This window comes from Primorskyibacter flagellatus (assembly GCF_014638275.1).
Taxonomy (GTDB): Bacteria; Pseudomonadota; Alphaproteobacteria; order Rhodobacterales; family Rhodobacteraceae; genus Pseudooceanicola; species Pseudooceanicola flagellatus_A.
In genome coordinates this window covers 2,381,538-2,394,711 of the sequence record NZ_BMFJ01000001.1, presented here as the reverse complement: position 1 = coordinate 2,394,711, position 13,174 = coordinate 2,381,538, and the positions used below count along the sequence as shown (strand labels likewise).

The 13,174-nt window shown below is 66.4% G+C and carries 13 protein-coding genes; 1 reads left to right on the top strand and 12 read right to left on the bottom strand.

Annotation, left to right across the window (positions count from 1 at the left end; genetic code table 11):
- Positions 1–139: 139 nt before the first annotated feature.
- The 9 genes from dtd to IEV87_RS11855 all read right to left on the bottom strand — a co-directional run bounded on the left by dtd (position 140) and on the right by IEV87_RS11855 (position 8,332).
- Positions 140–586: a D-aminoacyl-tRNA deacylase gene (dtd, locus tag IEV87_RS11895; RefSeq protein ID WP_188477888.1), complete on the bottom strand. Its 447-nt coding sequence runs from the start codon at positions 584–586 to the stop codon at positions 140–142.
- On the bottom strand, positions 586–1,257 hold the full coding sequence (locus IEV87_RS11890; RefSeq protein ID WP_188477887.1) for a nitroreductase: 672 nt from the start codon (positions 1,255–1,257) through the stop codon (positions 586–588). Before IEV87_RS11890 ends, dtd begins: the two co-directional genes overlap by 1 nt.
- Positions 1,258–1,264: 7 nt before the next feature.
- Positions 1,265–2,350, bottom strand: coding sequence for a TFIIB-type zinc finger domain-containing protein (locus IEV87_RS11885; protein ID WP_188477886.1), 1,086 nt, complete (start codon positions 2,348–2,350; stop codon positions 1,265–1,267).
- 229 nt (positions 2,351–2,579) lie between these two features.
- Positions 2,580–2,963: a nuclear transport factor 2 family protein gene (locus IEV87_RS11880; protein ID WP_188477885.1), complete on the bottom strand. Its 384-nt coding sequence runs from the start codon at positions 2,961–2,963 to the stop codon at positions 2,580–2,582.
- On the bottom strand, positions 2,960–4,090 hold the full coding sequence (locus IEV87_RS11875; protein ID WP_188477884.1) for an SPFH domain-containing protein: 1,131 nt from the start codon (positions 4,088–4,090) through the stop codon (positions 2,960–2,962). Before IEV87_RS11875 ends, IEV87_RS11880 begins: the two co-directional genes overlap by 4 nt.
- 28 nt (positions 4,091–4,118) lie before the next feature.
- Positions 4,119–5,075, bottom strand: a complete 957-nt coding sequence (locus IEV87_RS11870) for a DUF2927 domain-containing protein (protein ID WP_188477883.1) — start codon at positions 5,073–5,075, stop codon at positions 4,119–4,121.
- 24 nt (positions 5,076–5,099) lie between these two features.
- On the bottom strand, positions 5,100–6,299 hold the full coding sequence (locus IEV87_RS11865) for a toxic anion resistance protein (RefSeq protein ID WP_188477882.1): 1,200 nt from the start codon (positions 6,297–6,299) through the stop codon (positions 5,100–5,102).
- Positions 6,300–6,325: 26 nt separating this feature from the next.
- Positions 6,326–7,213, bottom strand: coding sequence for a 5-bromo-4-chloroindolyl phosphate hydrolysis family protein (locus tag IEV87_RS11860; protein ID WP_188477881.1), 888 nt, complete (start codon positions 7,211–7,213; stop codon positions 6,326–6,328).
- A gap of 159 nt (positions 7,214–7,372) precedes the next feature.
- Positions 7,373–8,332 carry a pseudouridine synthase gene (locus tag IEV87_RS11855; protein WP_188477880.1) on the bottom strand — a complete coding sequence of 320 codons (960 nt, stop codon included), beginning with the start codon at positions 8,330–8,332 and terminating at the stop codon, positions 7,373–7,375.
- Positions 8,333–8,395: 63 nt separating this feature from the next.
- On the opposite strand from IEV87_RS11855, the gene IEV87_RS11850 reads away from it, so the two are divergent.
- Positions 8,396–8,845 (top strand): nucleoside deaminase, encoded by a 450-nt coding sequence (locus IEV87_RS11850; RefSeq protein WP_188477879.1) that lies wholly within the window; start codon positions 8,396–8,398, stop codon positions 8,843–8,845.
- A gap of 114 nt (positions 8,846–8,959) precedes the next feature.
- Here IEV87_RS11850 and IEV87_RS11845 read toward each other — a convergent pair whose 3' ends face one another.
- The 3 genes from IEV87_RS11845 to IEV87_RS11835 all read right to left on the bottom strand — a co-directional run bounded on the left by IEV87_RS11845 (position 8,960) and on the right by IEV87_RS11835 (position 13,073).
- On the bottom strand, positions 8,960–10,399 hold the full coding sequence (locus IEV87_RS11845; protein ID WP_373284056.1) for a phosphomannomutase/phosphoglucomutase: 1,440 nt from the start codon (positions 10,397–10,399) through the stop codon (positions 8,960–8,962).
- A gap of 237 nt (positions 10,400–10,636) precedes the next feature.
- Positions 10,637–12,436 carry a capsule biosynthesis protein gene (locus IEV87_RS11840; RefSeq protein ID WP_188477877.1) on the bottom strand — a complete coding sequence of 600 codons (1,800 nt, stop codon included), beginning with the start codon at positions 12,434–12,436 and terminating at the stop codon, positions 10,637–10,639.
- Positions 12,414–13,073: an ABC transporter ATP-binding protein gene (locus tag IEV87_RS11835; RefSeq protein ID WP_188477876.1), complete on the bottom strand. Its 660-nt coding sequence runs from the start codon at positions 13,071–13,073 to the stop codon at positions 12,414–12,416. Before IEV87_RS11835 ends, IEV87_RS11840 begins: the two co-directional genes overlap by 23 nt.
- Positions 13,074–13,174: the final 101 nt, after the last annotated feature.

Sequence of the window (13,174 nt, the reverse complement as noted above, 5' to 3'; positions counted from 1 at the left end):
AAATGGTCATCGGGAAAAATACCCGGCCCGATACATACCATATTACCGCCGGTCACGACACGCCGAATCCGGTCCTTCGCGTAGCCAGCACTCGGGTTCAGGTCGTATCTGCCCGAAATTCACCAGACCCGACCGGGGATCAGGCCGCGCCGGTGTCCATCCAGATTGTCACCGGACCGTCGTTGACCAGCGACACCTTCATGTCCGCACCAAACCGCCCCGTCTCCACCGGCAGTCCCAGTCCGCTCAGCGCACCGGCAAAATGTTCATAGAGACGCCGCCCGTCCTCGGGCGCGGCGGCAGAGGAAAACCCGGGGCGGTTACCCGACCGCGTGTCCGCCGCCAGCGTGAACTGCGACACCACAAGGATCGACCCGCCGATGTCCAGCACCGACCGGTTCATCTTGCCCTGATCGTCCTGGAAGATCCGGCACTTCGCGACCTTGGCGGCCAGCGCCTCTGCCTGGGCTTCCGTATCGCCCTGCATGGCACAGACGAGGATCAGGAGCCCCGCACGGCATTGCCCGACCACCGCTCCGTCGACGCGGACTCTGGCCTCGCTCACCCGTTGCAGCAGGACCCGCATCAGCCGCGGATCTCCATGATCTCGTCCAGCGCGGCGCGGTCGGTCCGGAAGCCGTTGGCCGGGTGCGCCGGGTCCTCGTAGCCGAAGGAGATCGCGCAGAGGATCAGCCGGTCCTCCGGCACACCCAGCACCTCCCGCACCACCGGAGACTGGAACGCCACCGCCGCCTGCGGCACCGTCGCAAGGCCAAGCGCCTGCGCGGCGAGGCAGAACGCCATGAGAAACCCGCCGGAATCGAGCGCGCCGTATGTTCCCAGTTCCCGACCTGAGGTCAGGATGGCCGTGTGCGGCGCCCCGAACAGGCGGAAGTTCTCAAGCGCCTGCCGTGCCGACCCCTCGCGGTCGCCCTTCGTGACGCCGACCGCCTCGTAAAGCTGCCAGCCGCAGGTGCGCCGCCGCTGCTGATGCGCGCCCGTGTAACCCTCCGGCCCCGGAACGTCGGGCGCCTCGGGTTGCGACAGGGCCGCCGCGACCAGCGCCTCGCGCAGACGCTCCGTCTCCGCGTGCTTGGTCACGATCAGGTGCCAGGGCTGGGCATTGCACCAGGACGGCGCTCGTCCCGCGGCGGCCACGACGCGCGCGATCAGGTCCTCCGATACCGGCTGGTCCAGAAATCCCCGGCAGGAGTGGCGGTCCGTCAGCAGCCGCACAAGCGTGTCGTAGTCTGTCATTCGGTCCTCACTGGTTCTGCGCCATGAAATAGCCGACCACCCCGGCCACGATCAGCCCGGCGATGACCGCCAGCATGATCTTCCACACCGACCACGGCCGTTCCCCCTGCACCCGGCCCGTGCGTCCGTTGACCACGAAGCGGTAGGTCTTGCCGCGGAACTTGTACGCCGCCATCCAGACCGGCAGAAGGATATGCTTGAAGGTCACGTCGCTGACCTGCGTGCGGATGTCGTGCACCTGCTGCCGGTCCCCGCCTATGTCGAAACGCACGTCGCGGTCGATGGTGCGATCCATGATGCCGCGCGCCTCCGTATAGCCGTCGGCCAATTCGACCTGGTAGGCCTCCGCCCGGAACCCGGCAAGGAATTCCGGCGCATAGGGTTTCAGTTCCGACAGGTCCCAGGGTTCCAGCGCGTCGGTGTACTTCTTCGGCAGCGACCTGGACGCCAGCACGAGGATGTCGTCGAAGAACCGCTGCACCCGGCCCGACACCGGGGTCCACCGGATCTTCTGCACCTGCACCTGTGTCGGCTTGCCGTCCCGCATCACGGTTTCGGTGACATAGTAGATCGTGCCGCGCTGCCCGGAATACTGCGACTTCGTATCCGCGTCGAACGTCCAGTAGGGCACGTAGATCCCGTCCAGCTTTCGCCCCTTGCGCGCATATTCCTGCAGACCGTTCGGCGCGAACCACAGCTGACCGAGCCAGTCAGCCATGGCCTTCTGCGCCTCGCGCTCGCTAAGACCGAAGGGCAGCACGCCGCGCGGCTTGATGTGGCGATGCGTACCAGTGCCGGTGACGACCGGGGTCGCGCAGAAGGGGCATTCCTTCGCATGGGTGTCGGCGTCGAATTCCACCTGCGCCCCGCAATTCGGGCACTGGGAAACCCGGGTCTCCTCGATCTCCATCTCCGGCAGGCGGGCCTCGATGGCGGCGCGGAAGTCGAGTTCGGGGATCGCGTTGCCCCACGGCCCGGCGTCGGCCAGCGGTTCGGAATGCCCGCAGTGATCGCAGATCAGCATCCCCTCCGCCGGGGCATAGCGGTAGTCCGCACCACACTGCGGGCAGGGAAATCTATGGTCTTCGGTCATGGGGCACCCGCTGGTTTTCGGGCGCAGGCTAGACCGCCGGGCGGAGCAGGGAAACCGGAATTCCGATTGAAACACACCGGATATCGGAACACGTCAACCCCGGACTTGATACGAGGATCTCCTGCCACCCCGCGCCGCTGTCATCCTCGGGCTCGACCCGAAGAACTCGTGCCGGGGAGATCCTCGGGTCAAGCCCGAGGATGACGGCTTCGGTCGGGACCATTATTCCTTACCAACGCCGTTCCGCATGTTCGAAACTTACGATCTGCGCGATCTCCCGGCAGGCGGCCGAGGTGAACCGCAGCACGTGGCAGAACAGCCGCGCCTCTCCCGGTCCGGTCCGGTACCGCCCCAGCACCGACCCGCTCTTGCCATGGGTGGCGACCTGCGACACCTCGATGCGCGCGGGGGGCGCCACGGATTTCAGCGCTTTCAGAATGGCCGCCCGCCCCGAAATGGCGCCTTCCGGCCGCTCCCATACCGCGCCTTCGGCCAGAAGCCCGGCGTCCAGCGACCCCGCCCCCATGAGCGCGAGCGCGATGTCCTGCGCCCGCGCGTTCTTGGGAGAGTTGCCGCAGTCAGGTGAGGCCTCGACCTCCGGCTCCGGCGTCACGCGGGCGGCGGCGGGGGCGGCGGCATGACGGTGAAAAGCTGCGCCAGTTCCGCCACGTCCTCCGCCCGTTTCCAGCCGTCCTGTCCGGCGGTCCAGACCATGCTGTCGCGCGTCAGTCCGCCCTCCGTCACCATCCGCCCGAGCCGCGCCTTGGAGTAGGGGCCGTGGGTCTGTCCGTTCTCCGCGATGTGCCAGACATGTTCGACCGGAGGTGGCGGCGGGGCAGGGGCAGCCGCCGGGGCGGGCGCCGCCTGCGGGCGCGCGCCCCAGGGTCCGCTCTGCGCCATCTGGTTCGCCATGGCCATGCCCATGCCCATGCCAAGCCCCGCACCCATGCCGCCGTCCCCGCCGGGGTTCGAAGCCGCCTTGGTCATCGCCTCCGCCGCCGCATACTGGGTGAACTTGTTGAGATCGCCGACGATCCCCATGGAGGTCCGTTTGTCCAGTACCTCCTCCACCGCCGGGGGCAGGGAGATGTTCTCGATATACAGCTCGGGCAGGGTCAGCCCGTATTCCGCGATGGTCCCGCTGATTTCCTTCGCGACCAGCTTGCCGAATTCGCCGGTATTGGCCGCCATGTCGAGCACCGGAATGCCCGATCCGGCGATCACGCGGGAAAACTCCTGCACGATGATGTTGCGGATCTGGAAGCTGATCTCGTCCATCGTGAATTCGCCGTCGGTGCCCACGATCTCGGTCAGGAAGCGTCCCGGGTCGGTGACGCGGATCGAATAAGTCCCGAAGGCCCGCAGCCGCACCGCCCCGAACTCCGGGTCCCGCGCCATGATCGGGTTCTTGGTCCCCCATTTGAGATCGGTGAACCGGTTGGTCGAGACAAAGTAGATCTCGGACTTGAACGGCGACTTGAACCCGTGATCCCAGTGCTGGAGCGAGGTCATGATCGGCATGTTGTTCGTCTCGAGCATGTAGAGCCCCGGCGTGAACACATCCGCCAGCTGCCCTTCGTGAACGAAGACCGCCGCCTGCCCTTCGCGGACCGTCAGCTTGGCGCCGTACTTGATCTCGTGCCCCTCCCGCTCGAACCGCCAGACCAGCGTGTCGCGGGTGTCGTCGGTCCAGTGGATGACGTCGATGAACTGCCCGCTGAGGAAATCTAGAATGCCCATGGGAAATCTCCTTGTCCTAACTGTCGCCCTAGCTGTCCCCGCCGGTCAGGGCGATGGCCATTTCCATGACGGTCGGTCGCGCCTCCTCGGCGCTCATGCCCGGACGCAGCCGGGGGTCGTAAAGCATCTTCAGTAGCAGCTCGTCGTGCGAAGTCAGCAGCGCGAATTCGTCGTCATCGTTGAAGATCGAAGGCCGCGCCTGCGGTGAATCGTTGGCGAGGCCAAGCCCCTGCGCCATTTCCTCGTGATAACAGCTCTTGCGGATCAGGTCGGGGTGTTCGGCGCGGACGAAGGCGATGGCCTGTCCATAGCCCTCCGTCCCGTCATCCTTGGAGAAAGCCACGACGAAGCAGTGGATCGCCCGTGGAAGGTTGCGGAAGATGCCTAGCGAGGTCGCCGTGATGTCCGGCACGATCTGCCTGACCCGTGCCACGGCATCGGCGCGGTCGTCTTCGCCCATCACCAGCACGTGGAAGTTGCCGCCCGAATTCACATAGCTGATCGGATGCCCCGTCAGCCGCGCCAGCCGGGAGGTGTAGTTGCGCACCGTGGCCGTATCCGCGTCGCGGATCGCCTGCGGCACCGACTTGCCGAATTCCACGTCGATCCGCACCGGCCCCGGCCAGCGCCGCAGCGACGCCTGCGCGCCGCCGCTGCCCCGCAGCCCGCCGCCACGGGCGTATTCATCGTAGAACACGATCTGTTCGAAATTCCGCGCCAGCTCCCGCGCGGTGAAGGGGGTATCCACACCGCCGCCATCGGTCCGCAGCAGCCCCTGCGTCAGCAAGTCGGCCTGAAAGGCGGCGTAGTACTTGCGCAGCGCTTCACTCTCTGCCGACGGGGCAAGGGTTTCGGGCGGGCGCAGGACCGCGGGCACAGGCCGCGCCTCTGGCGGTTTCAGCGACACCTGCGGCTCCGCCATCTGGCAGCCTGCCATTGCACCGGCCACCAGCAGCGTGCCAAGCCCCCGCAGGAAAGACGTCATGCCCGCGCCCCCGCCCGCACCCGGTCAGCCCCGCGGAACCGACGTGGCCATCGTGTCGCCCGACCCGGTCGCCCGCGCCTTGGCCGAGGCCAGCGTGTCGCGCAGTTCCGCCTCCATCTTCCTGAGATCGGCCTCCGCCTCGGCCCGCTTGCGCTTGCCTTCGTCGGCGATCTGCAGGCTTTCCTCGATGGTGCCGATCAGGTCGGCATTGGCCTGCTTGACCGCCTCGATATCGAAGACCCCGCGCTCCATTTCGGTGCGGATCATCTTGTTGCTCTCGCGCAGGTTCTTGGCGTTCGCGGTCAGCAGTTCGTTCGTCAGGTCATTTGCGTCACGCACCGCCGCCGCCGCCTCGGCCGAGCGCTGGATGGTGACCGCCTGCGCCAGCTGCGTCTCCCACAGCGGCACGGTGTTGACCAACGTGGAATTGATCTTCGTCACCAGCGACTTGTCGTTCTCCTGCACCAGCCGGATCGAGGGCAGCGACTGCATCGTCACCTGCCGCGTCAGCTTCAGGTCATGCACCCGGCGCTCAAGGTCGTCGCGCGCCGCACGGACATCGCGCAGTTCCTGCGCCTTCATCACCTGCTCGGCCTCGGGCGCGGCGCTGACCTCCGCCTCCTTCGCCGGGATCTCCGTTTGGTCCAGACGCTTCAGCTTCTCTTCCCCGGCGGCGATGTAGATCGCCAGCTCGTCGTAGAAATTCAGCGTCTTTTCATAAAGCAGGTCGAGCGACTTGATGTCCTTGAGCAGCGTATGCTCGTGCTTCAGCAGGTCCTCGGTCACCCGGTCGATCTGGTCCTGCACCTCTTCGAACTTCGCGGTGAACTTGGCGAAGGGCGCGGCACGGCCAAGCAGCTTCTCCCAGAAGGACCGCTCGCGCCGGACATCCAGCTCAGAGACCGAGAACCCCCGGATCGTCGTCACGATGGACCGCAGCGAGTCCCCCGCCGGCCCGACATCCTTGTTACGCACATCCTGCAGCATGGCCTGGGAAATCGTCTGCAGTTCTGCCTGCGCACCCGATCCGAACCGCACGATCGACCCGGTATCGGTCATGTCGAGCTCACCAATCCGCTTCTCGATCTCCGCGCTGGTCGGCGCGTCTGCCTCGGCCAGGGGAACAAGGGCGTCATGCGGCTTCGGCTCGGGCAGCACGACGGCCGTCACCTGCTCAACCTCTTTCAGGGTTTCTGCCGCCTTGGCGCGAATGTTTTCGGACATCGGTTACTCTCCACTCATTCCGGGCGCTATTCGGGGCGCACGCCCTCGCGCTGCAGCCTTTCCCGCAGCACTTCGATTTCAACGGTCACGTCGCCGGCATCGTCGGACAACAGTTTCTGCGTCCGGGCGGCGAAATTCTGCTCAAGATCAACAAGAAGCGCCTCGTAATCGGCCTTCGCCGAGGCGCTGCGGGTCCGGGCGTAGAGATCGGCGAACTTCACCGTCGCATCCCGCGCGCCCTGCAGATAGATGCCCAGATACTTACGCGCGGCGGTCAGGTCGCGGGGATCGTTTTCCACCGTGCGGAACAGATCGCGCGCGACCAGCTGGAACTGCGCGACCCGCGCTTCCAGCCCCCGGTCCTGTGCCCGCCTGATGGCGTCGGACATCGCGGCCAGATGCGCCTCTGCCACGTCGACGGCGCGGGCAACGCGATCCGTCTGGTGCAGGTCGACGCCCTCCATCCCCTTGTTCCGCAGCGGGTCCACCCCGAAGGAAAAGCCGTGCAGCACCGCGCCGAGCACCGCGAAGATCCCGGCCTCCGCCATGCCATGCCCGGCAAATCCGACCACGCCAAGCCCGAGCCCGGTCAGCACGCTTGCCAGCATCTTGCGGGGCAGGGCGGGGCGGCGGGCGACCTTGCGCGCCTCGTACGCCTCTTCCGCGCGGATACCTTCCCGGGTCAGCCAGGCGGCGAGGATCAGAAGACCGAAGGCGACCAGGTACATCGCCATAGCCGCGGGGGACGATACGAAGGCCGTCCAGATCAGGGGAAATGGAACGAGAAACAGCAGGTTGACACGCAACCCCGCCCGCGCCCGTCGCGCCCCCCGAAAGGACCCGGCAGGCGGATTCGGCGCATCATCCCGCGATTTGCCCTGGGGGCTGAACTCTCCGCCGAACCGCTGTGCCATTCAGGCCCCCGACGCGGTGAGGGTTGCGTAGAGGATCAGGGCCATCAGCAGAAAGAAGGCCAGTTTCTGTAAACCGCTGCCGGTCATGCCACCCCCGTCATCTTGGCGTCCCGGTACATATGGGGACCGAATACACGAATGGTATCCCTCTGCCTAGCCTCAGTTCTTTTTCGGGCGCCGGCGGGTCAGCTTCGGTTTGGGCCCGGTCTCCCAGGGGGCCTCCTGCGCCGGTTTACCCCGGCGGGCGGGTTTGCCGGTACCGGCGCGGGCCGGTTTGGCGGCCTTCGCAGGGGCGGTCTTCGGGCCGGCACCATCGGGCTTGCCGCCACGGCTACGCACCGGCCTGGGCTTCGCGGGCCCCTCTTCACCGTCCAACCCGAGCTGGTCGCGCAGCACCCGCCGCCTGACCTCCTCCACCGCGCCCGGCGCCAGCGGGCCAAGCTGGAAGGGCCCGTAGGACACACGGATCAGCCGGTTCACCACCAGCCCGATGCTTTCCATCGCGCGCCGGATCTCGCGGTTCTTGCCCTCGCGCAGGCCGACGGTCAGCCAGGCATTTGCCCCCTGCTGCCGGTCGATGGCCACCTGCATCGGCTGGAAGGTCTCGCGATCCACCACCACGCCCTCGCGCAGCGGCTCAAGCGTCGCGTCGGTCGGATTGCCCTTCACCCGCACGCGGTACTTGCGCAGCCATCCGGTCGAAGGCAGCTCCAGCCGCCGCTTCAGGCCGCCGTCATTGGTCAGCAGCAGCAACCCCTCTGAGTTGAGGTCAAGCCGCCCGACGGACATCACCCGCGGCATCTCGGCCGGCAGATCGTCATAGATCGTCGCCCGCCCCTGTTCGTCCTTGCTGGTCGTCACCAGCCCCGGCGGCTTGTGGTAGAGCCAGAGCCGGGCCGGTTCCGGCGCGTCCAGCGCCCGCCCGTCGACCTCCACCCGGTCGCGCGCGGTGACGTTCAGCGCCGGGCTCTCGATCACCTTGCCGTTCACCGCGACGCGGCCTTCCCCGATCATCTTCTCCGCCTCCCGGCGCGAGGCGACACCGGCGCGGGCCAGCACCTTGGCGATGCGGTCGCCGGGCGGGGACTTGGACGGGGATTTCGGGGGCGTGTCGCTCATGCCCTCCGGATTACCCGCTTTCGGATGCTTGCGAAAGCCGGGATCCTCGGGCAACGAAAGGGGATGGTGTTCACGTCCCACATGGATCTCGCGCTCGCGGAAGCCCGCGCCGCCGCCGCGCGCGGCGAGGTGCCCGTCGGCGCCGTGCTGATCTCCCCCGCCGGAGAGGTGATCGCCCGCGACGGCAACCGCAGCCGCGAACGCGCCGATCCCTCGGCCCATGCGGAGATGCTGGTGATCCGTGCCGCCTGCGCCGCAACCGGGTCGGAGCGCCTGCCGGGACACACGCTCTACGTCACGCTGGAACCCTGCGCCATGTGCGCCGCGGTCATCGCCGCCGCCCGCATCGCGCGGCTTTGCTATGGCGCTTCCGATCCGAAGTCCGGCGGCGTGGCGCATGGGGCGAAGGTGTTTTCACACCCTCAGGCGCACCATGTGCCCGAGGTTCTGGACGGCATTGGCGCCGTGGAAGCCGAGACGCTCCTGAAAACCTTCTTCGCGACACGCCGGTAGGCGGGGGCTCTGCCCCCGACCCCGGGATATTTGGAAAACCAAAGAGGAGCCGCCGTTTCTTTGGTTTCGAAAATATCCCGGGGGGAGCCCGCAGGGCGGGGGGCAGCGCCCCCCTCAGAACGTCTGGTCGTAGTCCCCGACGCCGGGTTCGGTGCGGATGACGTCGTCGATCTCCTTGAAGATCGCGCGCAGTTCCGCCTCCGACTCGGAGCTTTCGCAAACCACGACGAGGTTCGGCGTGTTCGACGACGCCCGCACCAGCCCCCAGGAGCCGTTGTCGAGGATCACCCGCGCACCGTTCACCGTCACGACCTCCTTGATCGGGCGGCCGGCAAAGCTGTCCCCGGCTTCGGCCTTGGCGACCAGCTTTTCGACCAGCCGCTCGAGGATGTCGTATTTTTCCGTATCCGCCGCATAGGGCGACATGGTCGGAGTCGACCAGGTCTTGGGAAGGGCCTTGCGCAGGTCGGACATCTTCATGTCCGGGTTGCGGTCCATCAGTTTGCAGATCTCGACCGCAACGCGCATCCCGTCGTCGTAGCCGCGCCCCACGGGGGAGGCCATGAAGTAGTGGCCCGATTTCTCGAACCCCGCCAGCGCGCCCAGTTCGTGCACCCGGCGCTTCATGTGGGAATGCCCGGTCTTCCAGTAATCGGCCTTTACGCCATTCGCCTTCAGCTCCGGATCCGACGCAAACAGCCCGGTCGATTTCACGTCCGCCACGAAGGTCGAGCCGGGGTAAATCTTGGACAGGTCCCGCGCCATGATGACCCCGACCTTGTCCGCGAAGATCTCCTCTCCCTCGTCGTCCACCACGCCGCAACGGTCACCGTCGCCATCGAAGCCAAGTGCGAAGTCGGCACCGGAAGCTTTCACGGAATGCGACATGTCATGCAGCATCTCCATCGCCTCGGGGTTCGGGTTGTAGTTCGGGAAGGTGTAGTCGAGCGTGTTGTGGCTTTCGACCACCTCTACCCCGATGCGGCGGAACAGATCGGGCGCGAAGGCGCAGGCGGTGCCGTTTCCGGTGGCGCAGACGACCTTCAGCTTGCGGGACATTTTGAAGTCACCTACCAGATCGGCCATGTAGGCGTCCCACACCCCGTCGACGAATTCGTAGGACCCGCCCTCGCGGTCTTCGCCCTTGCCCGCCAGCACGATGTCCTTCAGCTCGCTCATCTCGTCCGGGCCGTGGGTCAGCGGCATGTCGAAGCCCATTTTCACCCCGGTCCAGCCGTTCGGATTGTGCGAGGCGGTGACCATCGCCACCGCGCAGCCGCCAAGGTGGAACGAGGAGAAATAGGCCATCGGCGTGATGCAGGGGCCGATGTCCTTGACCTGGATCCCCGCCCGCATCAGGCCGAGGATCAGGGCGTTCTTGATGGTCAGTGAATAGTCGCGATAGTCGTTGCCAACCGCGATCACCGGCTTGATCCCCCGCTTCATCATCTGGGTGCCGAGGCCGAGCCCAAGGGCGGTCATGCCGGGCAGGTTGATCTCCTCGGGGTATTTCCAGCGGGCGTCGTATTCCCGGAATCCCGTCGGCTTGATCATCGGGTCGCGCAGGAATTCCCAAGTGTTCGGGGTCACGTCGGCCAGGGGGGCAATCGGTTTGGTCACGTCAATCTCACTTCTTGTCTTGCGGCGGGGCAATCCCCGCTCCTCTTTAGTCAATCTGGCGCACGCTTGTAACGAAGCGATGGAGAAATCACGGGAATTCGGCGTCCCGGCGCCACCGGCAGCGCCGCGGGGCGCAGCGCTGCCGAACGATTAATCACTCCGGCCCCCGGATCAGTGCGACACCTGTTCGCGCAGGATGGAGGCGGTGAGCGAAATCATCAGGTAGACCCCCGACAGGATGAGGAAGGCGAGGATGGTGTTCTCGAACTTCCGGGGGTAGGTCGGATCCTGCGCTGCGACGGGATTGACCGAGGTGGTCAGGTAACGCACCTGCCGGTTCGCCTCCAGCTCCGTCTGCTTTTCGTTCTGCAGGGCCGACTGCAGGAACAGGTCCGCCGTGGCAAGGTCCGCCTGCGCCATCTGGATCCGCGCGGCCTTTTCGGCCAGCGAGGTCTCTCCGGTCGTCGCATCCGTCATCTTGCCGTTCAGCTCTGCCAGCAGCGCCTCCAGCCGCCGGACGTCGCCCCGCGCGCCGTCCACCTTCGCCTCGTTCGGGCGGCGGTTGTCGAGCAGCGCCTGAAGCTGCAGCTGCTTTTCCTGCAACTGCGTCTCGTAATTGGCGATCTGGGTGCGCAGCGAACCGATGTAGCCTTCGGGGTCGATGAAGGTGCCTTCCTGCAGTCGCACCAGTTCCTCCTGCGCGACGCGGCGTTCCGCTTTCGCCTTCTCGAGGCTTTCGCGCGCCGTGGCCATGCCATCCTCCCGCTTGCGGCGGGACAGTTCGTCGACCCGCTCCTCGGCAAAGCCGATGAGATGGCTGGCGAACCGCGCCGAAATCTCGGGATCGGCGGCGGAGACTTCCATCCGGATCACGCCTTCGGACGGGTCGTAGCTGATCTTCACGTACTTCTTGTAAAGCTTGTAGGCTTCCTCGTTCGACGGATCCCGGCCAAGCCGCTGGATCGGGTCGATCCAGTCCTGTTCGAAATGCGCCTTGAAGCCCAGATCCTCGTCCAGCCGGACCATGGCGTCCTTGGACTGCAGGTAGCTCTGCACCGCGATGGCGTCCTGATTGGTGGCGAACTGGGTGCCCTGCAGCAGCCCGCCGATCCCGGACCCGCCCGCGTTGTCGGCCTGCAGGATCAGGAATTCGGCCTTGGAGGCGTACATCGGCGTCGCCACCGCATAGAAATAATAGGCCGCCAGCAGGGTCGGCGCGAAGACGAAGAAGGCCAGCCGGGTGAACAGCAGCGCCAGCCGCTTGCGGCGGCGGCGGGCGATGTCGCGCTGGATCGCGATGATCTCTCGCGCGCGCCGGTCGGCGGGATTGACCTCGGTCGAGGGCAGGTTGGCCCCGTCGAGCGGGATCGTCTTGGGCAGCGACTGCGGGCGCCGTGCCGGAAGCTGCGGCTGCCCGGCCGGGGCCGACCCTCCGGGGGGCACATCGCCACCGCCGCCCTGACCGGCGGCGGGCACCACAAGTTCCAGCATGTTGGTCGGCTTGAACGGGTCGATGCCCTGCGCCCGCAGCTGCCGCACCGCGTCGAAATCCGAGGTCGGTGCCAGCCCGTATTTCTGCGCCACGCGCCGCGCCATGCGCAGTTGCCGGCCGGTCAGCCCCTCCTGCCGGATCGAATCGATGTCATTGTCGCTGCGCGCCTCGGCGGCAGAGCTGACCTCGCCATCCCGCGCGGCGGTGGCCGGGGCAGGGGCGGGGCCAGGGGCCTGTGTGGCCTGTCGCGGTGTCTCCGATGCCTCCGCCGGTGCCGCACGGTCGAGAGAGCCGTCCTTCAGGGCAGCCAGCGCGGCGGCGCGTCGCTTGGCCACGTCGGCCATGGAGGGCGCGGCAGGGGCCGTTTCGGGCGCATCGTCTTCGGCGTCGTCGTCGGGCGTGACGGCCTCCGCAGCGGACCCTGCGCCGTCCGACGTGCGCTTGATCCGGAATTTCCTAGCCCTGGGTTTCGTAGTCATACAGCTCTTTCGCTTCTTCCAAGGTATCGAACATGTGCAGCTGGCCGCCGGTCAGGACGGCGGCCTCGCTCGCGAATTTCTCAAGCACGTCGGCCTGGTGGGACACGATCACCACCGTTGTCGTGCGCAGGCGTTCCCGCAGGATCTCTCCGGCCTTGCGGTTGAATTCCACGTCGGTGGAGGACGGCATGCCCTCGTCGATCAGGTAGATGTCGAAATCGAGCGCCAGCATCAGCGCGAAGGAAAAGCGCGACTTCATCCCCGCCGAATAGGTCCCGAGCGGCTGGTCGAAATACTCTCCCAGCCCGCAGAGCCAGCGGCAATAGGATTCCACGTAATCCGGGTCCAGACCGTAAATCCGCGCGATGTAACGCGAATTCTCCATCGCCGAATGTTTCGTCACCACCCCGCCCATGAAGCCAAGCGGGAAGGAGATGCGGCAGCCCCGGCGGATTTCGCCCTCGTCCGGCTTTTCCAGTCCCGCCATCATGTTGATGAGCGTGGTTTTCCCGGTACCGTTCGGCGCCAGAATGCCAAGCGACCGGCCAAGCTCCACCCGGAAGGAGACCTTGTCCAGGATCACCTTGCGCTGCGAGCCCGTCCAGAAGGACTTGCTGACATTCTCGAACTCGAGCATCACTCGCTCCGGATCTGCTCATCCGCACGCCTTAGCGGGTTTTGGTTAACGGCGTCTTGGCATTAGCGCCAATATGCCGGATTTCCCCCCGCAATGCCAAG

Excerpts from the sequence above, each read along its gene's own strand:
- IEV87_RS11890 (WP_188477887.1), bottom strand. The coding sequence starts at position 1,257 with ATGACAGACTACGACACGCTTGTGCGGCTGCTGACGGACCGCCACTCC.
- IEV87_RS11865 (WP_188477882.1), bottom strand. The coding sequence starts at position 6,299 with ATGTCCGAAAACATTCGCGCCAAGGCGGCAGAAACCCTGAAAGAGGTT.
- IEV87_RS11845 (WP_373284056.1), bottom strand. The coding sequence starts at position 10,399 with ATGATCAAGCCGACGGGATTCCGGGAATACGACGCCCGCTGGAAATAC.
- IEV87_RS11885 (WP_188477886.1), bottom strand. The coding sequence starts at position 2,350 with ATGACCGAAGACCATAGATTTCCCTGCCCGCAGTGTGGTGCGGACTAC.
- IEV87_RS11840 (WP_188477877.1), bottom strand. The coding sequence starts at position 12,436 with ATGACTACGAAACCCAGGGCTAGGAAATTCCGGATCAAGCGCACGTCG.
- IEV87_RS11875 (WP_188477884.1), bottom strand. The coding sequence starts at position 4,090 with ATGGGCATTCTAGATTTCCTCAGCGGGCAGTTCATCGACGTCATCCAC.
- IEV87_RS11860 (WP_188477881.1), bottom strand. The coding sequence starts at position 7,213 with ATGGCACAGCGGTTCGGCGGAGAGTTCAGCCCCCAGGGCAAATCGCGG.
- IEV87_RS11835 (WP_188477876.1), bottom strand. The coding sequence starts at position 13,073 with ATGCTCGAGTTCGAGAATGTCAGCAAGTCCTTCTGGACGGGCTCGCAG.
- IEV87_RS11850 (WP_188477879.1), top strand. The coding sequence starts at position 8,396 with ATGGTGTTCACGTCCCACATGGATCTCGCGCTCGCGGAAGCCCGCGCC.
- IEV87_RS11855 (WP_188477880.1), bottom strand. The coding sequence starts at position 8,332 with ATGAGCGACACGCCCCCGAAATCCCCGTCCAAGTCCCCGCCCGGCGAC.
- dtd (WP_188477888.1), bottom strand. The coding sequence starts at position 586 with ATGCGGGTCCTGCTGCAACGGGTGAGCGAGGCCAGAGTCCGCGTCGAC.
- IEV87_RS11870 (WP_188477883.1), bottom strand. The coding sequence starts at position 5,075 with ATGACGTCTTTCCTGCGGGGGCTTGGCACGCTGCTGGTGGCCGGTGCA.